The 22072-nt window shown below is 68.1% G+C and carries 22 protein-coding genes; 6 read left to right on the forward strand and 16 right to left on the reverse strand.

What is annotated here, in order from left to right; translation table 11 throughout:
- Positions 1 to 128: 128 nt before the first annotated feature.
- Complete coding sequence (locus OIE74_RS07940) at positions 129 to 1040, forward strand: LysR family transcriptional regulator (protein ID WP_329379973.1); 912 nt, start codon at positions 129 to 131, stop codon at positions 1038 to 1040.
- Positions 1041 to 1113: 73 nt separating this feature from the next.
- Here OIE74_RS07940 and OIE74_RS07945 read toward each other — a convergent pair whose 3' ends face one another.
- Complete coding sequence (locus OIE74_RS07945) at positions 1114 to 1497, reverse strand: substrate-binding domain-containing protein (protein ID WP_329379975.1); 384 nt, start codon at positions 1495 to 1497, stop codon at positions 1114 to 1116.
- A gap of 53 nt (positions 1498 to 1550) precedes the next feature.
- Positions 1551 to 2309 (reverse strand): SDR family oxidoreductase, encoded by a 759-nt coding sequence (locus tag OIE74_RS07950; protein WP_329379978.1) that lies wholly within the window; start codon positions 2307 to 2309, stop codon positions 1551 to 1553.
- Between the two features lie 62 nt (positions 2310 to 2371).
- Between OIE74_RS07950 and OIE74_RS07955 the strand changes: the two genes are divergently transcribed.
- Positions 2372 to 2965, forward strand: coding sequence for a TetR/AcrR family transcriptional regulator (locus OIE74_RS07955; protein ID WP_329379981.1), 594 nt, complete (start codon positions 2372 to 2374; stop codon positions 2963 to 2965).
- 33 nt (positions 2966 to 2998) lie between these two features.
- Here OIE74_RS07955 and OIE74_RS07960 read toward each other — a convergent pair whose 3' ends face one another.
- Together OIE74_RS07960 and OIE74_RS07965 are read right to left on the reverse strand one after the other, a co-directional pair.
- Positions 2999 to 4414 (reverse strand): hypothetical protein, encoded by a 1416-nt coding sequence (locus OIE74_RS07960; RefSeq protein ID WP_329379984.1) that lies wholly within the window; start codon positions 4412 to 4414, stop codon positions 2999 to 3001.
- A gap of 213 nt (positions 4415 to 4627) precedes the next feature.
- The gene (locus OIE74_RS07965) at positions 4628 to 5245 is read right to left on the reverse strand and encodes a TetR/AcrR family transcriptional regulator (protein WP_329379987.1); all 618 of its coding nucleotides are present in this window, start codon (positions 5243 to 5245) and stop codon (positions 4628 to 4630) included.
- A gap of 171 nt (positions 5246 to 5416) precedes the next feature.
- Here OIE74_RS07965 and OIE74_RS07970 point away from each other — a divergent pair, with 171 nt between their 5' ends.
- Both OIE74_RS07970 and OIE74_RS07975 read left to right on the forward strand, forming a co-directional pair.
- A complete protein-coding gene (locus tag OIE74_RS07970) occupies positions 5417 to 6412 on the forward strand; it encodes a saccharopine dehydrogenase (protein WP_329379990.1) in 996 nt (331 codons plus the stop codon).
- 293 nt (positions 6413 to 6705) lie between these two features.
- The gene (locus tag OIE74_RS07975; RefSeq protein WP_329379993.1) at positions 6706 to 7623 is read left to right on the forward strand and encodes a D-alanyl-D-alanine carboxypeptidase family protein; all 918 of its coding nucleotides are present in this window, start codon (positions 6706 to 6708) and stop codon (positions 7621 to 7623) included.
- Between the two features lie 83 nt (positions 7624 to 7706).
- Here OIE74_RS07975 and OIE74_RS07980 read toward each other — a convergent pair whose 3' ends face one another.
- Both OIE74_RS07980 and OIE74_RS07985 read right to left on the reverse strand, forming a co-directional pair.
- Positions 7707 to 8369 carry a response regulator transcription factor gene (locus tag OIE74_RS07980; RefSeq protein WP_329379996.1) on the reverse strand — a complete coding sequence of 221 codons (663 nt, stop codon included), beginning with the start codon at positions 8367 to 8369 and terminating at the stop codon, positions 7707 to 7709.
- A complete protein-coding gene (locus tag OIE74_RS07985; RefSeq protein WP_329379998.1) occupies positions 8366 to 9493 on the reverse strand; it encodes a sensor histidine kinase in 1128 nt (375 codons plus the stop codon). Before OIE74_RS07985 ends, OIE74_RS07980 begins: the two co-directional genes overlap by 4 nt.
- A gap of 210 nt (positions 9494 to 9703) precedes the next feature.
- Between OIE74_RS07985 and OIE74_RS07990 the strand changes: the two genes are divergently transcribed.
- Positions 9704 to 10066: a DUF6223 family protein gene (locus OIE74_RS07990; RefSeq protein ID WP_329380001.1), complete on the forward strand. Its 363-nt coding sequence runs from the start codon at positions 9704 to 9706 to the stop codon at positions 10064 to 10066.
- Positions 10067 to 10146: 80 nt separating this feature from the next.
- Here OIE74_RS07990 and OIE74_RS07995 read toward each other — a convergent pair whose 3' ends face one another.
- Positions 10147 to 11115, reverse strand: a complete 969-nt coding sequence (locus OIE74_RS07995; RefSeq protein ID WP_329380004.1) for a helix-turn-helix domain-containing protein — start codon at positions 11113 to 11115, stop codon at positions 10147 to 10149.
- A gap of 530 nt (positions 11116 to 11645) precedes the next feature.
- On the opposite strand from OIE74_RS07995, the gene OIE74_RS08000 reads away from it, so the two are divergent.
- A complete protein-coding gene (locus OIE74_RS08000; RefSeq protein WP_329380007.1) occupies positions 11646 to 14492 on the forward strand; it encodes an AfsR/SARP family transcriptional regulator in 2847 nt (948 codons plus the stop codon).
- Positions 14493 to 14560: 68 nt separating this feature from the next.
- Here the strand turns inward: OIE74_RS08000 and OIE74_RS08005 are convergent, their stop codons facing one another.
- The 9 genes from OIE74_RS08005 to OIE74_RS08045 all read right to left on the reverse strand — a co-directional run bounded on the left by OIE74_RS08005 (position 14561) and on the right by OIE74_RS08045 (position 22026).
- Complete coding sequence (locus OIE74_RS08005; protein WP_329380009.1) at positions 14561 to 14821, reverse strand: acyl carrier protein; 261 nt, start codon at positions 14819 to 14821, stop codon at positions 14561 to 14563.
- A 44-nt stretch (positions 14822 to 14865) separates the two neighbouring features.
- Entirely contained in the window at positions 14866 to 15867 is a 1002-nt protein-coding gene (locus OIE74_RS08010) for a beta-ketoacyl-ACP synthase III (RefSeq protein WP_329380011.1), read from the reverse strand.
- The gene (gene hisC, locus OIE74_RS08015; protein WP_329380014.1) at positions 15852 to 16946 is read right to left on the reverse strand and encodes a histidinol-phosphate transaminase; all 1095 of its coding nucleotides are present in this window, start codon (positions 16944 to 16946) and stop codon (positions 15852 to 15854) included. The genes OIE74_RS08010 and hisC overlap by 16 nt, the downstream gene beginning before the upstream one ends.
- Entirely contained in the window at positions 16939 to 17961 is a 1023-nt protein-coding gene (gene dmpG, locus OIE74_RS08020; protein WP_329380017.1) for a 4-hydroxy-2-oxovalerate aldolase, read from the reverse strand. The genes hisC and dmpG overlap by 8 nt, the downstream gene beginning before the upstream one ends.
- Positions 17958 to 18851: an acetylating acetaldehyde dehydrogenase gene (locus OIE74_RS08025; protein ID WP_329380020.1), complete on the reverse strand. Its 894-nt coding sequence runs from the start codon at positions 18849 to 18851 to the stop codon at positions 17958 to 17960. The genes dmpG and OIE74_RS08025 overlap by 4 nt, the downstream gene beginning before the upstream one ends.
- Entirely contained in the window at positions 18848 to 19687 is an 840-nt protein-coding gene (locus tag OIE74_RS08030; RefSeq protein WP_329380022.1) for a 2-keto-4-pentenoate hydratase, read from the reverse strand. The genes OIE74_RS08025 and OIE74_RS08030 overlap by 4 nt, the downstream gene beginning before the upstream one ends.
- 30 nt (positions 19688 to 19717) lie before the next feature.
- Positions 19718 to 20683 carry a methyltransferase gene (locus OIE74_RS08035; RefSeq protein ID WP_329380025.1) on the reverse strand — a complete coding sequence of 322 codons (966 nt, stop codon included), beginning with the start codon at positions 20681 to 20683 and terminating at the stop codon, positions 19718 to 19720.
- Positions 20684 to 21011: 328 nt separating this feature from the next.
- Entirely contained in the window at positions 21012 to 21800 is a 789-nt protein-coding gene (locus OIE74_RS08040; RefSeq protein WP_329380027.1) for a thioesterase II family protein, read from the reverse strand.
- A gap of 43 nt (positions 21801 to 21843) precedes the next feature.
- Positions 21844 to 22026: an MbtH family protein gene (locus OIE74_RS08045; RefSeq protein ID WP_329392209.1), complete on the reverse strand. Its 183-nt coding sequence runs from the start codon at positions 22024 to 22026 to the stop codon at positions 21844 to 21846.
- Between the last annotated feature and the right edge of the window lie 46 nt (positions 22027 to 22072).

Below are 22072 nucleotides of genomic sequence, written 5' to 3' on the forward strand. Positions count from 1 at the left end.
AATTCTTGTGCCGAATTCTCTTCGACCCCAATAGGCACGTATTCAGGTTGCCATCGGCCTGAGTGGGTGTCCAAGACTTCTTTTAGCCGTGGTGATACCCTGAAGGCATTACCGGACTGGGAGACGCCATGGATCTGGATCTGCGCAAATTGCGTTACTTCGCCGCCGTGGCCGACCAGTTGCACTTCGGCCGCGCCGCCGATGAGCTGCATATCGCGCAGCCGGTACTCAGCCGGCAGATCCGCGCGCTCGAGCAGGATCTCGGCGCCTCGCTGTTCACCCGGGATCGCCACGGCGTAGCGCTGACCGACGCGGGCCGACAGCTGCTGGCCGACGCCGGTCCGCTGCTCGCCTCCGCGCACGCGGTCCGCCGCCGGGTGTCTGTGGCAGCCCGTGGCAGCCGGCGGCTGATGGTCGGTTTCCGGGCCGGGATCCCGGTTATCCCGGCGGCGCGGGCATTCGAGGCCCGGCACCCGGACGTGGTCGTGGACGTGCAGCGGGTCGAATGGGACGAGCAGGCCCCGATGCTGCTCGACGGCCGCATCGACGTCGGCTATGTGCGGCTGCCCATCGATGAGGCCGGCCTGCGCGTCGCCCCGCTGTACACCGAGCCGCGGGTGGCAGTGCTGCCCGCCGGCCACCGGTTGGCCGGCAAGGAGGAGGTCACCGAGGCCGACCTGGCCGGCGAACCGCTGGTCTGGCATGCCGACCCGAGCACGCAGCCCACCAGGCGCCCGCACCCTAACGCCGGGTACCTGGTGCGCGGGGTGGACGAGACGCTCGAACATGTCGCGGCCGGCCGGGGCATCTCGTTCCTGGCCCGTTCGGCGTCCGTGTTCTACTCACATCCGGAAGTCGTCTATGTGCCCATCCCGGATCTGGCGCCCGACCAGGTGTGCCTCGCGGCGGCGGCATCGCGCACCTCGCCAGTGGTCGATGACTTCTTCACCGCGGCTCAGGCGACGGCCGAGATCACGGCAGAATGTGGGAACCATGAAATGTGGCAGCTTGGAAGCGATGCTGTTTCAAAGCGCGGTTGAGCGGTCGGACTGACGACAGCAGGGCCAAAGCTCGGAGGGGAAGGCGACAGGGTCTTCACCCTTGGCTGGGCCTTCACCAGGTCGACGGTGGTGCGGTGGTTCGGCGGACGACGAGGGATGGAGATAGCTTGACCTGGGCCGATGGCTTACCTCGGTCGGCGAGACGGCCGAGGAGGAGCCGGGCGGCCTCGGTGCCGATGTGCCGGCCTGCCTGGTCGACACTGGTGAGTGAGATGGGACCGAGCGCGGCGCCGGCGGTGTCGTCGTCCGACACCGTGTCGTATACGGCCGACTGCCCGTGCCGCCCGACGACCACGGTCGGCACCGTGTGCGCCAACTGTTCCAGATGAGGCCTTGGAGAGACGGGCGCGATCAGCACCAGTCCGTCCGTCCCCCGGTCGATCATGGCCTCGGTGACCCGGGCCTCCGCCGCCTCACCGTTGCAGCCAGGACCCATCAGGACCTGGTAGTCCGTTTCTCGGTTCTGGTCATGCTCACCCCCGGCCCGGCTCAGAGGCTCGATCCACCGGTGGCGTCGATCGTCTGCCCGGTGATCCATCGGGCGCCGTCGCTCGCGAGATAACTGATGATGTCGGCGACGTCCTCGGGGGTGCCGATCCTGCCGAACGCGGACACCTTGGCCGCACCGTCCCGGGCGCCTGGTGCGTCGATCCAGTCGGCGTTGAGGTCGGTGTCGATGATGCCGGGCGCAACCGAGTTGACGGTTATCCCGCGCCCCGCGAGCTCCGGGGAGACCGCGTGCAGGACTCCTTCCAGTCCGGTCTTGGAGGCGGTGTAGGCGAGGTGGGTCGGTGCCGCGACGCGGGTGTAGCCGGTGGAGACGGCGATCACGCGGCCGTTCTCGTTCAAGGAGTTCGCGAGGTGGTGGAGCAGGAACAGCGGCGCGGTGAGGTTGATCGCCTGCACTCGGGCATACGTATCGGGGTCGAGTTCGGTGAGGGTCTGCTCACCGTTGATCCCCGCGTTGCTCACGAGCACATCGGTGCCGGTGAAGTCGTGCTCGCTCACCGCCCGAGTCCACTCCCGCGCGATCGCGACGGACGCGGCTCCGCCTTCGGCGAGGTCGGCCTGGATCAGCACCGGAGTCGCTCCGAGCGCCTGAACGCGCTCGGCGGTCGTCTCCGCGGCGGCCTGGTCGTGGCCGTAGTGGATGCCGACGAGCGAGAAGCCGTCGCGGGCGAGGGCTGCTGCCGTGGCGGCGCCGATGCCTCGGGACGCGCCGGTGATCAGAGCTGTGGATCGGGTCACGATTCCCCCGTAGTGATCGTTACGAAATAGGTTCACGGGATACCGTAGCAGTCACTATGGAAATGACGCGCAAGGCAGGACGCCCACGGGCGTTCGACCCCGACGAGGCACTGCGTCGCGCCCTGATGGTCTTCTGGGAGCGCGGCTACGAGGGCGCGAGCATGACCGCGCTACAGGAGGCAACCGGGCTGACCGCACCGCAGCTCTACCGGGCGTTCGAGTCCAAGGAGCGCCTGTTCGAGCGGGCGGTGCGGCTGTACCAGGACGAGTACGGCTTCGGCATCCGCTCGGGCATCCCGCTCGCCGAGGCGGTCGTCGAGTACCTCGACCGCGCGGCCCGCGAGTTCACCACCGAACCCGGCCGCGGATGCCTCGTGTCAACCGGCCTGCTCGCGACCGGACAAGACGCCCAGGCCGCCGCGGCGATCTGCCGGGCAGAACGCGATCACGCTCTTACCGGCCTGCGCCAACGCGTCGCCGACGCGGTCGCGCGGGGCGAACTTCCCGAGACGGCCGATGTCGCTGGGCTCTCCCGCACCATCGGGGCACTGATCCAGGGCATGTCGGTTCAGGCCCGAGATGGGGCCGGATACGAGGAACTGGCGCACATCGTGACCGCGGCACAGATACTGCTCGCCGCCGTATCCAAGGGTTGAGAACCTGGGTGAGTCCGAGGTGGGCCCTGGGTCTCACGCCCAGCGCAGTCGGTTGCCGGTTGAATTGCGGGACAGGAAGAGGGTGAGATATGCCTGCCCCGCCATGGCGCCGATGCGGTGTTCGCGCCCGTAGTACGTGTTCTCCGAGGTGGCGCCGTATGTGCGGCCGTCCGTGAAGCGTGACATGAGGGAGAGCTGTGCGTTGTTGTGCAGCCGTTCCCACTTCGCCGCGGCCGGGTCGATGCCGGTGTCCTGGCCGGTGAGGGTGACCAGTAGGTCGAAGTTGCCGAAGTAGAAGGGGAAGTGCGTGCCCCAGTCGTTGCCCTCGGGGTAGTAGATCTCCGCCGAGTTCTCACGGTAGATCGGGCTGGTGCCTCCGCCGGGCAGCGGGAAGGGCTTGTCCACCAGTGCGGCGTATGTGTGAGTGATGTTGTGCAGGGCGGCCTTCGGAGCTGCCCGGTTCGCGAGGCCGAAGACGAAGCCCTGGTAGAGGCTCTGGTCGAACGCCACCATGTACAGGGGATGCAGGCGTGCGTGGTTGTGAAGTGTTCCGTCGTCGGCGATGTTCGTGCCCCGCAGCCAGGTCGACAGCCGGATGCCGTTGATCGTCCTGTCGCTGGTCAGGTCGGCCGGTCTGGCCGCCGCGGCCAGCAGGAGTTCGACGTTGCGGCGCGTCCAGCGGGCGGCGTTGGGGTGGTTCGGCATCATCACCGCGGCCAGCGAGAGCGCGGCGGCGCTCCAGTTGTCCTCCTCCGCCTTGCTGTCGCCGGGAGTGACGACAGTGCCGTCGCGGCGGGTCATGTAGAGCTGCTCGCCACCGGTGCCGATGAGGTGGACATCGTTGCCGGTGGTCAGCCGGTCGGCCTCCCAGACCAGCATGGCGGCCAGGTGATCGCGCTCATCGGCGGCCAGCCGGTCCCAGAACAGCCAGCCGGCCAGCGCGGTGTAGTACGCCCACAGGGCGGTCTGCCAGCCGTTGCCCCAACGGGTCGCGGTGTCCGTGTTGTTGGCCCGGTGCCGGGCGGCGAGCGTACGGATGAGATTCCGGGTCCGGATGGCGGCGTTCGCGGCCGAAAGCGTCCGGGGGTCGTACGTATCGGTGACCAAGGCCGTGGTGGCGGCGACCGCGGCCATGGCGGGCAAGCGGACGGCCCGCTCGTCGGTTCCCTTGAGGTCGATGTAACCGTCGGGAAGGTAGTGGGTGTACGTGGCGGCGTACCAGGGTCCGATCAGATATCGCGAACTCCCCGCGAGGATCGCCGTCACCCTTTTTCCGGCGGCATCGGCCCCTGGATACGACCCCAGGCCGGGCCAGTTGACGGGGACGACGCTGTTGCCGTCCGCCGCCAGGGCGGTGCCCGTCGTCCCTGCCCCGAATACACCGGTGAGTCCGATCGCGCTTGTCGCTCCGAGGAAGCGACGTCGGGAAAGTGCAGGCAGGTCGGACATCGGCGGACTCCTACTCTCGAGGGGCATCGGACAACACGAGGCGTGGCCGGTGGCAGCGCACCGCCGGTCCGCCGCCAGGCCTCCTGATCATGCCCACGACAGAAAGCGCTCTCTGAGCATCGCCAGGCGGGGAGCGGCCGTCAAGAGGGCGAGCGGTCCCGCCCCCTCCCCGCTCGTGCGGACCCGGTCGAACAGGGATCTACCGCGGGGATGTCAGGAAGCCGCCTGTGTCGTGTCGCGTCGGTCCTCGGTGGCGATGGCCGTGATGACGCGGGTCAGTGCGCCGTGCGCTCGCGCGGAGCTGATCCTCCCGGAGAGCGCGCCCCGGGCCAGAGCGTCACCGGCGCCGATGATCACGTGCAGACCCGCCGCGTCGATCGGTCCGGCGAGGGGTTCCAGCGCCTCACGGCACATGGCGAGGTAGGCGTCCTCGGCTTCCTGACGCAGCCGGCTCAGGGTGGGCGAGCCCGCGAGCGCGGCGACCACATCGGCCAGTTCCCGCCCCTCCGCGAGACAGCAGTCGATGTACGCCCCCGCGACGACGCCCGCCACCGCCGGCAGTTCGGGTCCGGCATCGTCGAGCGCGACGCCGAGCATCTCGCGCTGATGAGCCTCGAACTCGCGGTACAGCTCGGCGAGGACCCCGGACCTGTCACCGAAGTGGTCGTAGACCAGCGGCTTGGTCACCCCCGCCCGCTCAGCGAGTCGTCCGAGAGTGAACTCGTCCGTACCCATGTCCCGGATGAGTTCGCGTGCCACTTCCAAGAGCTGGGCGTGACGCTTCTGCTTCGACAGGCGCCGGCGCGGGGTCGCGGCGGAGGGGTCGGGCATCATGACTCCTCTCAGTATCTACCTTTAGTAACTTACTGGTGGTAGTCTACTGCAAGTAGCTTTCGATCGCGAAGCGAGAGGACACTCGATGCCCACGCATATCAGACGCCACCCGGAGGTTCGGACGCACTCGCGCCCTGTTCGCGCGACCACCGAGGAAGGATGCGCGCTGTGAGGCCAGGTCCCGTACTCTTCGCCGGCGGATCAGGCGTGGTGGGGCGCGCCGCCCTCACCTGGTTCCGCGAGCGCCACCCCGACGTCCCCGTGATCGTCGGCGGCCGGAACATACAGCGAGCGCGTGAAGCGGCCCGGGAGACCGGCGCCACGGGAGCGGTCGCCATCGATCTCGACCGCGCGGGGATCGGCCTCGACGACAGCGGCGATGTCTCAGCGGTGATCGCGCTTGCCCCCGACCACGCACTCCATGGGCTGCGCTACGCCCAGGACCAGGGCATCCCCTATGTGAGCGGCAGCACTTGGCTGGCCGAGGCCGGGGCGGAGATGGCACTGTTCGCCCACCGGCCTACCGTCCCCGTCGTGCTCGCCAGCCACTGGTACGGCGGCAGCGCGATGTTCCTCGCCCTGCGGGGCGCCGAAGAGTTCGACACACTGCACAGCGTCAGAATCGGGGCAGTGCTCGACGAGCAGGACGCGACCGGCCCCGCGGCGACCGAGGACATGGAACGCAGCGAAGGTTCGGCCGCGGCCCTGGCTCTCGAACACGGCAGGCGCGTGTGGCTGGTCGGCGACGCCGGGAAGGGCAAGGTCCAGGCCATCGACGGCCGCGTGCTCGACGCCGACGCCTACGCTCCCCTGGACATCGTCAGCCTGCACGCTGCCACCAGGGCCGACAGCATTCGCTTCGACCTCGCGATCGGCGCGTCGTCGAGCCGCCGCCGCGGAGGCCCCATCGCCGCGGAAGTCACTGTCGAGCTCAAGGGCGAGGCGGACGGCAGGCCCCAGGAATCACGCTCCACCCTCGAATTCGCCGGAGGACAGGCATCGCTCACGGGCCTGAGCGTCGTACTCGCCCTGCCCGCTGTCCTTGGCCTGGACGGACGTACCCCTGTACAGCCGGGGATCCACCTTCCCGAGCTGCTGTCCGACACCGACTGGTTCCTCCGCCAACTCCTCGACGCCGGCGCGACGATCCACGAAAACCACTGACCACGGCCTCAGGCCCAACCCGTTCGTCAAACGGATTGAACCGTTGATGCTGCGGCACCGTTGTCACTCGCTGAGTGCTCAATCGCGCAAGCGCAAGGCCGCCGGCGCCGTCCCGGATCCAGCCCGGCGCCGGCGTTGGCGGCCTGCCGGTCCCGGAGTCCGGGGAGCCTTCGCAGTACCTGTCCGGCTTACCTGTTTGCGGCGTTCATATCTCGTGCTCTCCGGTCGATCCTGACACTTGACGCCCTCGGTACCGGTATTTCCACGAACCTCCTACAGATACGGAATACTTTATGGCTGCCATGACTCTTTCCCTGCGCAAGGCCGTCATTGGCGGAGCCGTACTCACTGGGGTGGTCCCGTTCGTCGCCTGGGCCGGCACGTCTCAGTCCCCTCCGCCGGAAGTCGCCGCCACGAGTGCGGTGTTGGTGGATGACAAGGGCAATGTGCTGTACGGCAAGAACGAGAGCACCGACAGCTTCACGGCCAGCACGGTGAAGATCATGGTGGCCGCGGTGGTCCTCGACAAGACCGGCCTCGACCTGAACCGCCTGGTGACCGTCCAGCAGGCATACCGCGACTACGTCACCGAACACCACGCCAGCACCGCCGACCTCCAGACAGGCGACAAGCTGTCCGTGCGGCAACTCCTCTACGCGGCTCTCCTGCCCTCCGGCGCCGATGCCGCCTACGCCCTCGCCGACACCTTCGGTCAGGGAGCGACCAGGGCGCAGCGCGTGCAGTCGTTCGTCGTGGACATGAACGCCGAGGCCCACGAACTCAAGCTCGGCAAGACGAAGTTCGACACCTTCGACGGTACGGGCGACGACTCCAGTTCAGCGGCGGACATGACCAAGCTGGCCCGTCACGCCATGCGAAGCGATACGTTCCGCCGGGTCACCAAGACCAAGGAGTACGAGACAGAGGCCCCGGCCGCCAACGGCAACACCCGCTATTACACCTGGCACAACACGAATTTGTTGCTCGACTCCTACAAGGGCGTCATCGGTATCAAGACCGGTACGACGTCCAAGGCGGGCGAATGTCTGGTATTCGCGGCCGAGCGGGACGGAAAGGTCCTCACCGGTACGGTGCTGAACAGCACGGACAGGTACAGCGACGCGGCGAAACTGCTGGACCACGGTTTTGGGACCGACGAGGCGCAGGACATGAAAATCCGTGAGCTGCCTTCAGGGGTCGTACGCGATTGATCAGGAAGCGGCCGAAAGCGGCCGGCCTTCGCCGTGGTGCCCGTGGCCGGCGCGATATTGAGGCCGATGGTCGACCCGGGCGGTCAGGGGTTGCGCGGGGTCACCAGGCCGGATTCGTAGGCGAGGACCACGAGTTGGGCGCGGTCGCGGGCGTGGAGCTTGGCCATGGCACGGTTGATGTGGGTCTTGGCGGTCGACGGGCTGATGACCATGCGGCCGGCGATCTCGTCGTTGGACAGGCCGTGGGCGACCAAGGTGACCGCCTCGCGTTCACGGCCGGTCAGCTCGCCCAGCCCACCGCCGACGCGGGTGGCCGGCGGCTGGGTGACGTACCGGTCGATGAGCTTACGGGTGATCGTGGGCGCGAGCAGGGCGTCTCCGCGGGCGGCGACGCGTACGGCGTGCAGGAAGTCCTCCGGGACGATGTCCTTGACGAGGAAGCCGGCGGCGCCGGCGCGCAGCGCGTCGAGAACGTACTCGTCCATGCCGTAGTTGGTCAGCATGACGACGTGTACGCCGGCCAGGGCCGGATCCGCGGCGATGGCCCGGGTTGCTTCGATGCCGTCCACGACGGGCATCTGGATGTCGATCAGCACGACGTCGGGCAGGTGCTTCCGGACGAGCGCCAATCCCTTTGCGCCGTCGGCCGCTTCGGCCACCACCTCGATGTCGTCTTCGAGGTCGAGCAGCGCGCGGAAGCCGCTGCGGATGAGCGGCTGGTCGTCGACCAGCAGGACCCGGATCACGAGGCTCCGTTCGTGGGGAGTTCGGCCTGGACGGTGAAGCCGCCCGTGCCGCACGGCTTGGTGTGCAGGTGGCCGCCCAGGGCCGTGACGCGTTCGCGCATGCCGAGAAGCCCGAGGCCGCGCGTCGGCGCGGGGCGCGGGGTGGCTGTTCCGTTGTCGTCGACGCGGATGGCGAGGGCGTCCGGCCGGTAGCCGATCAGCACCGAGGCGGTGGTCGCCGCGGCGTGCCGGGTGACGTTGGTGAGCGACTCCTGAACGATCCGGTAAGCGGTGCGGCCCACTGCGACCGGCACGGTGTGCGGGTGTCCTTCTATCGTCAGCGTCGTCTCCAGGCCGGTCATCCGGAACTGTTTCACCAGGTTGGGGATCTGGTCGAGTCCGTGCGGTGGGGTGGTGGTGTCGTCGCGCAGGGCCTCCAGGGTCACGCGCAGCTCCCGGCTCGCCTCCCGGCCGGCTTCCTGGATCGCGAGCAGGGCCTCAGGCACCTGCTCGCCCCGCCGCCGGGCCACGTGGACGGCGACCTCGGACTGCACCTTGATGACCGAGATCTGGTGCGTGAGCGAGTCGTGCAACTCCCGTGCGATGCGCAGCCGTTCCTCGTCGGCCCGGCGCCTGGCGGTCTCCTCGCGGGTGCGCTCGGCTTCGTCCGCCCGCCGTTCGGCCTGCCGCACCGCCTCCCCGGCGGCGAAGGCCGCGATCAGCCAGGCGATCTCCAGGGTGTTCCGAGCGTGCGTCACGGCGTCGCGTACGGGTCCGTCCTGGGAGACCAGGGCGGTGAGGAGGAGCACAGGCGGCAGTCCCACGGATGCGGCCAGTGCGATGGTGCGGTGCCCGGCGCGTACGGCGCTGTAGACAGCCACCAGATAGGAAACGGCGAGCACCTCGAACCCGGCCGTCTGGTAAGCCACCGCGGACAGTCCGGTGACAGCCAGGACCACGAGCGGTGCCCGGCGGCGCGCGGCCAGCGCCAGCCCGCCGACCGCCAGCAGGGCGGAACCGAGCAACTCGCGGCCCCCGGCCGGGTGTGGCCCGGACAGCCCGGTGCCCAGCAGCAGCGCTGTCACGCCCACGGCGATCGACCAGTCGGTGACCCCGGCAGGGACAGCGAACCGCCCTTTGTTCATAGGCGCACCGTAACCGGTCGCGGTGGTGGGCGAGTCCGTCTCATGAAGGAGCGGTGGGCTACCGCGTGTGCGGGTACCCACGTTCCGCCTGCCGCGTCCGCGGTATCCGGATGCCGCGGCGACGGCACCGGGAGGTTCCCACGTCTGCTGGACGACCGGCGGCGAGTCCGGGGCGCATGCTCAAGGCAGACGGAGAAGGAGGAGAGCTGTATGAGTGCTTCAGCTGCGCTGATGGTGGCCGCGGAGGGCGGGATCATCGGCGACGGGCGGACCGGGGCCAACCTGGCCCTCGCGGTGGGGCTGCTCGGCCTGGTGATCGGCTGGCTGGCCCCGGTCCGCGCCGGCGGCCGGATCGGCATCGGCAACACTCGCACCGTCGGCAGGTCGGCCATCGTGGTGGGGATGGTCGGCGTGGTCCTCGCGGTGCTGCACGTGGCCACCTCCAGTGGCGGCCCCGGTACCGGCAACGGGCTCGTCGGCGCCATCGTGGCCGTCCCTCTGGGGCTGGGCGGCGTGTTCCTCGGGTACCGGGCGCTGACCCGCTCTCGCGGCTCCGGCCGGCCGATCGAATGACCGTCTGCGCGTCCGCCGTCCGGCCGCCGGCCGCACCCGTGGCGGCGCCCACTCCAAGGAGCTCACTGAAACGGGGACCGTCAGGTGGAGGCGTGGGGGTGGTTCTGGTCGCACCAGGCTCGGGGTGAGATTCCGTAGGTCTGCTTGAAGATCTTGCTGAAGTGTGAGGCGTTCGCGAAGCCCCACTTGCGTCCTGTGGCCGCGATGGTCCGCAGCCGCCCGTTGGGGCCGGCGAGTTCGCGTCTGCATTCGGCCAGGCGGCGGGTACGGATCCAGTCTCCGAGGCTGATGCCCGAGCGGGACAGCACGGCGTAGAGGTGGCGTACGGAGATGCCGTGGGCGGCGGCTATCCGTGCGGCCGACAGATCGGGCTCGGCCAGGTGCTCCCGGATGTAGTGAGTGACCCGCCGGGTGAGCGTCGCCTCCAACGGCCCTTTGGCCAGGGTGGAGTTGCCGTGCTGAGTCGTCAGCACGGCGCGAAGGAGTTCGACGCTGGGTGCCACGACGGCATCGGCGTCCGCACCTTGGAGCAATTCGCCGGTGACGGCCAGTTGGGAGAAGTAGCTGAAGGCGAGGCGCGCTACGGGGTTGTCGGATCCCAGGGGGACCGCGGTGATGTCTCGCAGCAACCCGTCGGGGAGCGCGAGTGCCGCGCGGGGGAAACGGATGAAGCGGTGGTCGACTCCCTCGTCGTAGAGAAGCGAGTAGGGAGCGATCAACTCGTAGACCGCGCAGTCCCCCGGCCCCAGCAGCGCCTCGCGACCGTTCTGCACCACCACGCTGCTGCCCGCCATCTGAACACCCAGGGTGACGGCCGGCTCCTCGTCCTCCCGTGCCAGGCGCTCCGTCCGGCGGAGGGTGACCGCCGTCGCCCGCGCCCAGCAGATCCTGATCGGCCCGGCGGAACCGAGCCCGATACGTACGGATATGTCCTCAGCCGGCGGACCGTGGTCGATATCGACCGCCACCATGGACTCCCACACCGCGTTCCGGACCACTTCCTCCCGGTCCCGCGGCGCTATGAACGCGGTGTCCAGAACCGGACTCATGAGACGAACCCCCGCCCGCCCCCGTCATGGTCCCGGCCCGGCACCGCCTCGGCCCGCTCGCCCACAAGACCCCCTCGACATGGCCGGTTCCCAACATCAGTCTGGCTCGATTCCCTCTCGCTGTGCAACACCTCCGACGGGCACTCGCCTGATGCGGCGTCGGCTTGAGGCGGTGCACCACTGACACAGTTCCCTGCGCGGATGACAAAGTCCGAAGCCGACCATGCCCCTAAGGTCCATGCACGAGGCCAGAGAAAGGGGCGTCACACACCCTCCGACCTGTGCGGAAGCGCCCTTTGTGGGGTGAACGACCGGCACACCCGGCGAACGGGCCCGGCTACCATGCCCGTCGGATGGGCTGAAATCAGGAATAGGACGCGGTTCTTCGTCGGGTCGGAGCCGCCGCGAACGGCGGCTTATGTGGAACGTGAGCTGCCGCCGAGTGGCACAGCCGCTTGTCCGACATCTTCAAGGGTCTCGATAATTCGCGCCCGGACGGGCGGTAGTTCCTGATAGCGAGGGTGTCAAACATGTCTGTTCGGTTTGAGGTACTTGGACCCCTTAGGGCGTACCAGTACGACCGCCCGGTCGGCCTCGGATCGGTCAAACAACGTCTTCTGCTTGCCACCCTGCTCGCCAAGGCAGACGAACTGGTCACCTCGGAACAACTGATCGACGTGCTGTGGAGGCACGAGCCTCCGGCGTCAGCCGCGTCAAACCTGCGGTCCTACGCCCGTGGGTTGCGGACGGTGCTGCGCAGCGACTCCTGGGACGGTCTGCCTCCCGCTCGCGGCGGCTACATCTTGCGTCTGCTGCCGGGCCAACTCGATCTGGAAGTATTCGACAGGGCCACCACTCGGGCCAAAGCAGCGGCCGCCGCCGGTGACTCGGTCGTCGCCAAGGCCGAATGGACTCGTGCACTCAGCTTGCGGCGCGGAAGCCCTCTGTCCGGCTTGCCTCACCATTCACCGTTGGCCGAGTGGGTCGCTCGTATCGAGGAAAGATATCTCGCCGCCGAGGAGGACTACGGCGAACTACTCCTCGGCACCGAAAACTGGATGGACGCGGTTCAGCGAATGCGTCAGCTGCTCGACCGAGCTCCCCTCAGAGAACGAGCCTGGTGCCAGTTGCTCACAGGACTCTACGAGATGGGCAACACGACCGAGGCTCTGGCTGCTTTCCGCCAGGCCCGCAAGATATTCGCGACGGAGACCGGACTCGAACCCGGTCCCCAGCTGACGCAGTTGCACGACAACATCCTGAACCGACGCCCGCTCGCCGCGAGACGGGAGAAGAGCCGACCCACCGAGCGTCGGCAGAAGCATCCTCATACGCTTGTGATACCCCGTCAGCTCCCGCCGCTCACACATGCTTTCGTCGGGCGCAGGGAGGAGATCGCGCAGCTCGACGCGAGGCTCGCCCCTTCGCCACAAGGCGCCGAACTGACAGCGATCACCGTGGTGTGCGGAATGGCCGGCGTCGGCAAGACGACCTTGGCTGTGCGGTGGGCGCACCAGACGTCCAATTCCTTCCCCGACGGCCAGCTCTATGTGAATCTGCGCGGCTACGACAAGGACTCCAAGCTGGCGCCCTTCGATGTTCTCAGAGATTTTCTGGACGCACTCGGTGTGGCACAGACCAGGATCCCCGCCACGCTGGAGGGGCGCACCGCTCTGTTCCGGAGTCTGCTGGCGACCCGACGGATTCTGCTGCTCCTTGACAACGCCGGTGACGCCGAGCAGGTTCGGCCCCTTCTACCCGGCGCCGGACGCATCACCGTGGTGGTGACCAGTCGCGACCAGTTGCACGGTTTGATCGTTTCGGAAGGCGCCCATGCCCTTCCTTTAGCGGCCCTGTCCCGGGACGAGTCCCGGGAAATGCTGCGACTCCGACTCGGCGAGAAGCGAACCTCCGGTGATCGGGAATCGCTGGACGCCATCGCCACGACGACCGGCGGACTTCCCCTGGCACTGTCCGTGGTGGCCGCGCGTCTGGCCAGTGACCCCGATGTCTCGCTGGAGAGCGTTGCCGCGAACCTTCGACGGAGCCAGAACCGCCTCGACGCCTTGGCCGTCGGTGACGTGCGGGGCTCCTTCTGGTGGTCCTACCGAAGCCTGTCGCTCGATGCCGCCCGTGTTTTCCGGCTGCTTGGGCTGCACCCGGGTCCGGAGATCGGTGAGGAGGCCGTCTCTGCTCTCGTCGGCAGTCCCATTCATGTGGTCAGGCAGAATATGCGCGAGCTGACAAGGCTTCACCTGCTGGACGAGATCCGTCCGGGCCGGTACACCGCCCATGACTTGCTGTGGGGCTACGCGGTCGAACTGCTGCGGTCCTCCGAAGCACACGACAGCCAACGAGCCGCTCGCGACCGGATGTACGACTTCTACCTTCACCGCTCCCACTCGGCCGCCGTGTGCCTGCAACCTCAGTGGCTGACTTTCACCCCTCATCCGCCGGTGAGCCCCGGCTCCTACGCGCCACCGAGTGACCAGGCCGAGGCGCTGGCCTGGTTCGGAACAGAGTTGGATGTACTCACCCGGCTGGTCCGCCAGGGGACGGAGGGCGGTTACGGAATGCACGCCTGGCAGTTGGCCTGGGCACTCACCGCCTTTCTTGCCCCCAAGGGTCTGTGGCAGCTCCAATTCACCGTCCAGCGTCTGGCGCTCTCCGCCGCTGAGCAGAGCGAGTCCATGACCGGGCAGGCGACGGCCCACCGGCTGCTGGGCCGGGCGATGACCCGCCTGGGCATGTTCGCGGAGGCCGAGGACCATCTCAAACATGCCCAACTCAGATATGAGCAGGCTCGTGATATGCGAGGAACAGCACAGGCCTTGCACAACAGAACCGAAGTATCCTTCGTCACCGGAGACCGGCAGGCGGCTCTCGTCCACGCGAGGAAAGCGCTGCGGCTCCATCGGCTCGCGGGTCACGCCCCTGGTGAGGCACGGACACTCAACGCGATCGGCTGGGTCTCGGCCGTGATCGGCAACTACGCGCAGGCCGTGGACAGTTGTGAGAAGGCTCTGAAGATCCAAAGGCAGATCAACGATGTCAACGGCCAGGCCGCCACGCTCGACACCCTGGGTTACGCCTTTCATGGCCTGGGCCGCTGGGATGAGGCGGTTCACAGTTATCGGCAGTCGGTGGCTCTTTTCCGTGATTCCGCGGACCGCTATCACGAGGCGGAGACTCGCGTCCGCCTTGGGGAGACCCTCGAAGAGATGGGGGAGGTCCTCGCCGCGGTGGCGGAGTGGCTGGTCGCCGCTGAGATCTTCGACGAGTTGCAGGACCCCGCCGCCGACGACGTACGACGTCATCTCGCCCGGGTCGACGGCGCCTCCTCGGAGCCGGGTCAGCACTTCGGTGTTCTCCGCTGACGGCCGGTAGATCACCGTCTTCCCACCCACGGTCCCGTGCGGGTGACAGGTCCACCGGCCGCGCGTTGTCAGGCGGCAACGACCCCGGTAACACCCTTGGACCGCAGGAGCGCCGCGATTCCCGCGGCGCTGCCGGCCTCCTTGAGTGCGATGTCGTCGAGTTCAACTGCGTACATCTTCTCTAGCGTGAGACTCAGTTCGACGGTGGCCAGAGAGTCGAATCCGAGACCCTCGAAGCCGGTCTCCGTGGTGGAGTCGGCCGGGACCTCGAAATGCTCGATGAGGTGGTCGAGGATCTCGTGCTCCAGCGATGTGGCGCTCGTGCTCATGGCGATGTGCTCCTTACGGTGATCGAGGTGGGTGTTCGGGAAGCTCACAGCGGCGTGATGTCGGGCCAGGTAAGGGCCACGGAGCCCCAGGTCAGTCCGCCGCCGAAGGCGGTCATGAGGATGCGGTCGCCGGGGGCGAGCCGGCCATGCCGGGCGGCGTGGGCGAGGGCGAGGGGGATGGATGCCGCAGACGTGTTGCCGACCCGGTCGATGTTGACGACGGTGCGTTCGACGGGAATGTCCAGCTGTCCGGCCAGCGCCGTGAGGATGCGGGCGTTGGCCTGGTGTCCGACAAGGTGGTCGACCTCGTCGGCCGCCCAGCCGACCCGGTGGAGAAGGGTGGTGGCGGATTCGCCCATGCGGACGACGGCCTGCCGGAAGACCGCTGGTCCTTCCATGGTGAAGTAACGGTCGGCCTCGGGCATGTCTGCGGTGATGGGGTACCGGGAGCCACCGGCGGGGATGCGGATGAGGTCCTTGTGCGCACCGTCGGAACCGAGGTGGGCACCCAGCAGGGCACCGGGTCGGTCGGTGTCCTCCCGGGCAGCGAGGACGACAGCGCCGGCACCATCGCCGAAGATGACGCCGGTGGTGCGGTCGTCGGGGTTGAGGATGGTCGAGTAGGTCTCGGCACCGATGACCAGCACCGTGCGCGCCTGTTGGGCGACGATCTGAGACTGGCCGATGGCCAGGGCGTAGAGGAAGCCGGAACACACGGCCGCGATGTCGTAGGCGGGTACCGGTCCGAGTCCGAGGCGTGAGGCGACGTCGGGGGCGGTGGCGGGGCACGGGTGATCTGGCGTGGTCGTCGCCAGCACCACGACATCAATGTCGCCGGGGGCTGTACCGGCGGACTTCAGCGCGCGCAGGCCGGCCTCGGTGGCGAGATCGCCCGTGGCTGTGCCGGGCTCGGCCCAGTGCCGGGTACGGATACCGGTGCGGGAAGTGATCCACTCGTCGCTGGTGTCGAGCCGGGCGGCGAGCTCCTCGTTGGTGACCAGGCGTGGAGGGAGATGGGTGCCCAGTCCGATCACTGCGGCGTGCATGCTGTGCTCCTCTCACGCGTGGCCATGGTGAGGAACGCGTCGTTGTCCTGGGCCGAGCCGACCGATACCCGTACGCCCTCGTGGGCATAGGTCCGCACGGCGATTCCCGCGGAGGTGCACAGGTCACCGAACGCGGCCGACGCGTCGCCGAGGGGCAGCCACAGGAAATTTCCCTGACTGTCAGGTACGTCGAATCCCGCGGCCAGCAGGGTGTCTCGCATCCGGGTGCGTTCCGCGACTGTCGCGTCGACGTGCCGCAGGAGTTCGTCCTCCAGCCGGAGTGCGGCGAGCGCCGCCTGCTGGGCGACGGTGCTCACGGAGTAGGCGAGGAGTACCTTGCGCAGCTGCCCGACGCTGTGCGGGGCGCCAAGGAGGTAGCCGATGCGAAGACCGGCAAGTCCGTAGGCTTTGGAGAAGGTGCGGGTCACCACAAGGTTGGGGTGGGTGTCGAGCAGAGCGATGCCGCTGCACGCGGCCTCGTCACGGACGTATTCGAAGTACGCCTCGTCGATGACCACCAGGCAGGTCGCCGGTACTCGGGCCAGGAACTCCTTGAGTTCCGGCAGGCCGAGGACAGTGCCGGTGGGGTTGTTGGGGTTGCAGACCAGGACGAGCCGGGTGGCCTCGGTGATTCGATCGGCCAGGGCGGGCAGGTCGTTGTGGCCTCTGATCAGCGGAACCGGTACCGACCGGACTCCGGCGACTTCGGCGAGGACGGGATAGAGCTCGAAGGAGCGCCAGGGATGGACGACTTCGGCACCGGGCTCCGCGACGGCCTGAATGAGAGCTTGCAGCAGGGAGACGGATCCGGCACCGACGAGTACCCGATCGGCATCGACGCCATGCCGACGGGCGATCTCCCGGGTGAGTTCGGCACACTCGGGGTCGGGATAGCGGTTGACCGTGGCGCCCGCCGCGGCGATCGCAGCGACCAGACCGGGCAGGGGATCGCGCGGGGATTCGTTGGCCGACAGGGGACGAGCGGGTATCGCGGCGTAGACGCCCTCGGTGGGCCGGTAGCCGGGTATCGAATCGAGGACGGCGCGGAGTCTGGGGCCGGGCGCGGTATTCCTAGGCATGCCGCTCCTGGTCTCGTGCGGCGGACCGCAGAGCAGCCGCCACGTCCACGATCAGGTCCTCCTGCCCGGCCACCGCCTGACGGCGGCCCAGCTCGAAGAAGACGTCGCGTGGGTCGACGCCCTCCCGTCCGGAGATCTCCAGCACTCGGGTCTTGAACCCGGAGAACACCCCCGACAGACCGCTGACGACACCCACGGAGTCGATGCTCGGAGGAGCCTTCATCAGCTCGCGCCCGGCGAAGTCGGTGGCGTCCAGCAGCCGGTACAGGTCGATGCCGGTGGTGTGTCCCAGCCTCTCCAGGACCGGCACCACCACCTCAAGTTGCGTATTGCCGGCGCCCGCGCCGAACCCGCGCGCACAAGCGTCGATGATCTCCGCGCCCGCTTCCACGGCCGCCACCGAATTCGCCACCGCCATACCGAGGTTGTTGTGCCCGTGGAACATCACCGGCACATCGACCGCCGCCCGGATCGCGGCGACGCGCGCGGTGACGTCGGCGGGAAGGAAGTGGCCGGAGGAATCCAGGATCCCCACCCCACGCGCCCCGAACTCCACCAGTCGCGCGCACTGCTCGGCCAGTTTCTCGGGACCGGCCATGTGGCTCATCAGGAGCACACCGTGGGCCTCGACACCCCGCTCGCTGAGGTGACCCAGGTGCCGTTCGGCGAGATCGGCCTCGGTGCAGTGGGTGCCGATCCGCACCACGTCGACACCGTGGGCGATCGCCTTGTCCAAGTCCTGGGCGCGCCCCCAGCCGGGCAGCATGAACACACCCATCCGACTGTGTGTCAGGGCCTCCCTGACCACCGACAGCATCTCGTCGTCACTGAGCCGTGCCCGTCCCACTTGGAGTGACGAGGCGCCCAGACCGTTGCCATGTCCCACCTCGACCACGGGTATCCCCGCCGCGTCCGCCGCGGCCGCGTAGGCACGCAGTTGCGCCGCCTCAAGTTGATGGCGGACGGCGTGGTGGCCGTCCCGCAGCGTCGGATCGTGAATCAGCACATGGCTCATGACGTCTCCGCGTACGCGCTGGACAACTGGACGGCCGCGTACCGTTCGGCGACATCCAGTGCGGCGGAGTTGATGATGTCGAGGTTGCCCGCGTAACGCGGGATCCGGTCGCCGGAGGCGTCGACCTCGACAGCGATGAGTGCCTTGCCGTCTTTGACGGTGCAGGCGGTCACGGTGTAGCCGCCTACGAAGGCGCGCATCTCCCGCGCCGTCGAATCCACCGCGGCGCGGACCGATTCCGGCGACAACTCCTTCCCCAGCAGGGAAATGGCGACCCGAAAAGTCACGGGAGGCCGAGCCGGGCTCAGGTTGACCATCACCTTGACGTCCTGGATCCCGCTGAACTCCCGGACCGCGTCCTGGGTGGTCTCGATGTACTCGTCGAGGTTCAGCCGGGTGGAGCGGCCGATGCTCGGGCTGGCGGCGGTGGTCACCACCTCCGCGTACTCGATCGAGTGGTGGCGCGCGAGGGCGTGCAGCACCGGAATCGCGGCCTGTCCGCCGCAGCTGACCATGTTCACGTTCCGGTGGGACAGCGCGTCCAGCCCGTTGACGGTCGGAATCACCATTCGCCCGACCTGACTCGGAGTCAGGTCGACCAGCAGAGCGCTGAACGGGCTCAGCAGCTTCGCGTGCTCGGGGTGCGCCAGCGCATTGGTGGCGTCGAACACCACGTCGAACGGTGTGTCGTTCTCGATCAGGGAGCGGATGCCGTTCGCCGCGACCGGCAGGCCCTCCCTGGCCAGGCGCCTCAGGCCCGGGGTGCTCTCGTCACGGCCCACGACCAACCCCAGGCCGAGTCGGTCCGAGCGTGAGATCTTGGTCGCGAGATCAACGCCGATCAGTCCGGCACCGATCACCGCGGCGGACAGCCGTCCTCTCTGGTTCATGCCCCTGCCGCCTTCTCTCCGGCGCGACCGCCGGCCGATTCCCCTACAGTGAGCGACACCGAGCCCAGGGACGCGAAGGACGCCTCGACCGCGAGGCCGGGCACCAGGTCGACAGCCTCGGCCCAGGAACCCGCGAGCACCAGGTCGCCTGCCCCGATCCCCTCGCCGAAGGTGTCGAGGATCCGCGCCAGGAAGGCCACGGATTCGGCCGGATGTCCCATCACCGCCGAGCCGTACGCCGTCTGCGTCCGCTCCCCCGTTTGGAAGATCAGGTGCTCGGCTGCCAAATCGACCCTGCCGGCGGGGCCGAAAGGCACCTCGGGACCGACCACGACCATCGCGGAGGACGTGTTGTCGGCAACCGTGTCCACCAGCTTGATCCGCCAGTCGGCGATCCGGCTGTCCAGCACCTCAAGCACCGGATGGACCGCGATGGTCGCGTCCAGGACGTCGGCCGCGGTCACCGAACCGCCCCTCAGATCTTCCCCTACCCGGAACGCGATCTCCGCCTCGACCTTGGGGGCGATGAACCGCGCCGCGTCCAGACACGCCCCGTCCGGAAGCAGCATCCGGTCTGTCAGATGACCGAAGTCCGGGTGATCGATCGCGAACGCCTTCTGCATCACCTCACTCGTGACACCGATCTTGTACCCGACCAGCTCCGCGCCGTCGGCGACTTCCATGGCGCGCAGTTCACGCTGCACCTCGTAAGCGTCCGCGAGGGTCAGTTCCGGGTGGCGTGCCGAGAGCGGCTCCACCGGCTTGCGCTCCTGGGTGGAGGCCCACAACTGTGCCGCGAGTTCCTGGTACATGAAACGTGTGGCCGACACCGTCATCAGCTCGGCTCCTTTCGTCGGGTCGGCCAACTACTTGGCCGCGATGAACAGACGGCTGCCGGGCATGGGCTGCGGCACACACGTCACCGACGAGAACCCCGCGGCGTCGAACTTCCGCAGCCACTCGTGCTCCGCGGGCAGTCGGATGTCCATGAAGTTGGCGTGAAGGTACGTGAACAGCGCGCTGAACTTCCGCTCCCTGCCCGGTGCGTAGGAGACCGCGTCCACGACGGCCATGAAGCCGTCGGGCGCCAGCCCTTCGCGGCAGCCGGCCAGTACCTTGCGGAACACCGTGTCGTCCTCGACGACATCGTGCATGACAAAGCACGCCTGGACGGCGTCGGCCCCGTCCACCGGGGAGATGTCGTCCATGAGCGACTCGATGGGGCGCTCGGTGACCTCCAGCCGGTCCTCCACACCCGCCCGCACAGCGGCCTCCTTGGCCGCGGCGCAGGCCGCTCCGCTGATGTCGAGGGCGACACCGGTGCGAGCAGGATCCTCCAGCAGGAGTTTGATCAGCAGGCGCCCCGCCCCGGCGCCGAGGTCGGTGATTCGACGCGCGCCTGAGGCCCGGACATGCTCGTACACCCCCTGATAGAAGCCCCGTTCACCCACCCAGCGGGAGCTGACCGCGACCCTTCGGCCGTCACGGGAATGCACCCGTCCGGCTCCGTCCCGGTCCGCCAGGAACGACCGGGCGTGCTCGATGAACGGATAGTTCGCACCGACCGACCAGGACACATACCCTGCCTCGTACCGTCGGTCCGCGTAGTCGTCCGCAGGCCGGTAGTGCCCCGCGGCGCCCGTCTCCACGACCAGGCCGGCCGCCACCAGTGCGGTCAGATACTGCTTGAGGCCGGGCGTCGGCAGGTCGGTGTGCCGGGCGAGTTCATCGATGCCGAACACGTCACCGGCGTCGAGCGTCTGGTCCACGCCCAGCTCGGCGCCGATCTGGAGCAGAGCCGCGGTAGCCGCGATGTCGGCGGCTTTGTCCAACGGGGACTCCGGTGGGGAACTGAGTGGAGACGGCCGACTCATGTCTTCTCCTCCTACGGGGGTGTCGGCGACGCCGACGAGCGACTTGCGGTGCGAATCCGGCAGCGGGCGGACGTCCTTCTCCCGCGTTCCGTCAACTGGCTGCCCAGGCAGGCTGAAATGTTCTGTACGGTCCGCGGCGCCCGCACCGTCGGTCGGTCCGCAATTGCAGGCGCCTACTCATTCGCCGTTCATTGTTCTCTGTGTTTCGTTGACGGTACATCCGGTCCCCGTCGGGCGGTGCATGACGCAGATACAATTCCCGTACAACACGAAAGACAGGCACTGCTCACGGTCTTGGGCCGCCCGCGTTCCCCGTCACGTTCAGAAGGGCTCCGACGCTGCCCACGACCTCCCGTTCATGGGAGTGCAGGAAGAAGTGGTCCCCGGGGAAGAGACGCAGGCGGAACTCTCCTGAAGTCAGGTCGCGCCAATGGCGCGTGGAGTCCCCCATGGAAAGGCGGTCCGAGGATCCCCCGAAAGCCGTCACAGGGCATTCGAGCTCGAAATGCCTGTCCCATTCGTAAGTGTCATAGAGCCAAATATCGTACTTCATCATGGGGTAGACCAACGCCTGTACTTCTGTGCTGCCGCGTATGATCTCCGGAAGTCGCAGGGAATCGTTCCAGGCAGCGAAGAACTCCTTTTGGCCGAGACCGTGCAGGGGCGTCGCCTTCTCACCCTTGTGCGGAGCCACACACCCCGATACCACGAGGTGGTCGATCGGGACACCGTGAAGCATGAGCTCCACGGCGGTCTCGTAGGCCAGCAGAGCGCCGAGGCTGTGCCCGAAGAGGACGGTCGGCACGCGAGGCAGAGCGGCGATCTCTCCGGCGATGAGTGCCGCCACGTCCAGCAACCCCTCCGAGGGCACCGCACCTTGTTGTCCGGTGACCCTGCCCGGCGGGTCCGCGCCGAGCAGTTCCACCGCGGGCGGCAGTCTCGCTCCCCAGTTCCGGTAGACCGTGGCGGCGGCGCCGGCGTACGGCAGACACACCAGCCGTACGCCGGCCCCGGCCTCACCACTCAATCGGGTCAGCCGGGAGGACACCCGGGTCATCTGGGCACGGGGCGCCATACGCCCCGATCCGACCGAGGGCAGCCGACTGCCGTACGCCCGGTCAACGCAGGCTCTTCGGTGTTATGTCGGTCCACACCTTCTCGATGTGGTCCAGGCACTCGGACTTCTCCCCGGAGAAGCCGACGGTGTGCCAGCCCTCCGGCGCCTCGCGGTGATCCAGCCAAATCGAGTACTGCTCCTCGTCGTTGACGACGACCTTGTAGCGATCCGTGCTCTCGGACATGTTCTCCCTCTCCCGCATCGTGTTTCGTATCCTGCATCTCGGGTCA

This window comes from Streptomyces sp. NBC_01716 (assembly GCF_036248275.1).
Taxonomy (GTDB): Bacteria; Actinomycetota; Actinomycetes; order Streptomycetales; family Streptomycetaceae; genus Streptomyces.

Excerpts from the sequence above, each read along its gene's own strand:
- OIE74_RS08040 (WP_329380027.1), bottom strand. The coding sequence starts at position 21,800 with ATGGCGCCCCGTGCCCAGATGACCCGGGTGTCCTCCCGGCTGACCCGA.
- OIE74_RS07990 (WP_329380001.1), top strand. The coding sequence starts at position 9,704 with ATGAGTGCTTCAGCTGCGCTGATGGTGGCCGCGGAGGGCGGGATCATC.
- OIE74_RS08025 (WP_329380020.1), bottom strand. The coding sequence starts at position 18,851 with ATGAACCAGAGAGGACGGCTGTCCGCCGCGGTGATCGGTGCCGGACTG.
- dmpG (WP_329380017.1), bottom strand. The coding sequence starts at position 17,961 with ATGAGCCATGTGCTGATTCACGATCCGACGCTGCGGGACGGCCACCAC.
- OIE74_RS07985 (WP_329379998.1), bottom strand. The coding sequence starts at position 9,493 with ATGAACAAAGGGCGGTTCGCTGTCCCTGCCGGGGTCACCGACTGGTCG.
- OIE74_RS07955 (WP_329379981.1), top strand. The coding sequence starts at position 2,372 with ATGACGCGCAAGGCAGGACGCCCACGGGCGTTCGACCCCGACGAGGCA.
- OIE74_RS07940 (WP_329379973.1), top strand. The coding sequence starts at position 129 with ATGGATCTGGATCTGCGCAAATTGCGTTACTTCGCCGCCGTGGCCGAC.
- OIE74_RS07965 (WP_329379987.1), bottom strand. The coding sequence starts at position 5,245 with ATGCCCGACCCCTCCGCCGCGACCCCGCGCCGGCGCCTGTCGAAGCAG.
- OIE74_RS08000 (WP_329380007.1), top strand. The coding sequence starts at position 11,646 with ATGTCTGTTCGGTTTGAGGTACTTGGACCCCTTAGGGCGTACCAGTAC.
- OIE74_RS07975 (WP_329379993.1), top strand. The coding sequence starts at position 6,706 with ATGGCTGCCATGACTCTTTCCCTGCGCAAGGCCGTCATTGGCGGAGCC.
- OIE74_RS07945 (WP_329379975.1), bottom strand. The coding sequence starts at position 1,497 with ATGGGTCCTGGCTGCAACGGTGAGGCGGCGGAGGCCCGGGTCACCGAG.
- hisC (WP_329380014.1), bottom strand. The coding sequence starts at position 16,946 with ATGCCTAGGAATACCGCGCCCGGCCCCAGACTCCGCGCCGTCCTCGAT.
- OIE74_RS08030 (WP_329380022.1), bottom strand. The coding sequence starts at position 19,687 with ATGACGGTGTCGGCCACACGTTTCATGTACCAGGAACTCGCGGCACAG.
- OIE74_RS08005 (WP_329380009.1), bottom strand. The coding sequence starts at position 14,821 with ATGAGCACGAGCGCCACATCGCTGGAGCACGAGATCCTCGACCACCTC.
- OIE74_RS08010 (WP_329380011.1), bottom strand. The coding sequence starts at position 15,867 with ATGCACGCCGCAGTGATCGGACTGGGCACCCATCTCCCTCCACGCCTG.
- OIE74_RS07995 (WP_329380004.1), bottom strand. The coding sequence starts at position 11,115 with ATGAGTCCGGTTCTGGACACCGCGTTCATAGCGCCGCGGGACCGGGAG.
- OIE74_RS07960 (WP_329379984.1), bottom strand. The coding sequence starts at position 4,414 with ATGTCCGACCTGCCTGCACTTTCCCGACGTCGCTTCCTCGGAGCGACA.
- OIE74_RS08045 (WP_329392209.1), bottom strand. The coding sequence starts at position 22,026 with ATGTCCGAGAGCACGGATCGCTACAAGGTCGTCGTCAACGACGAGGAG.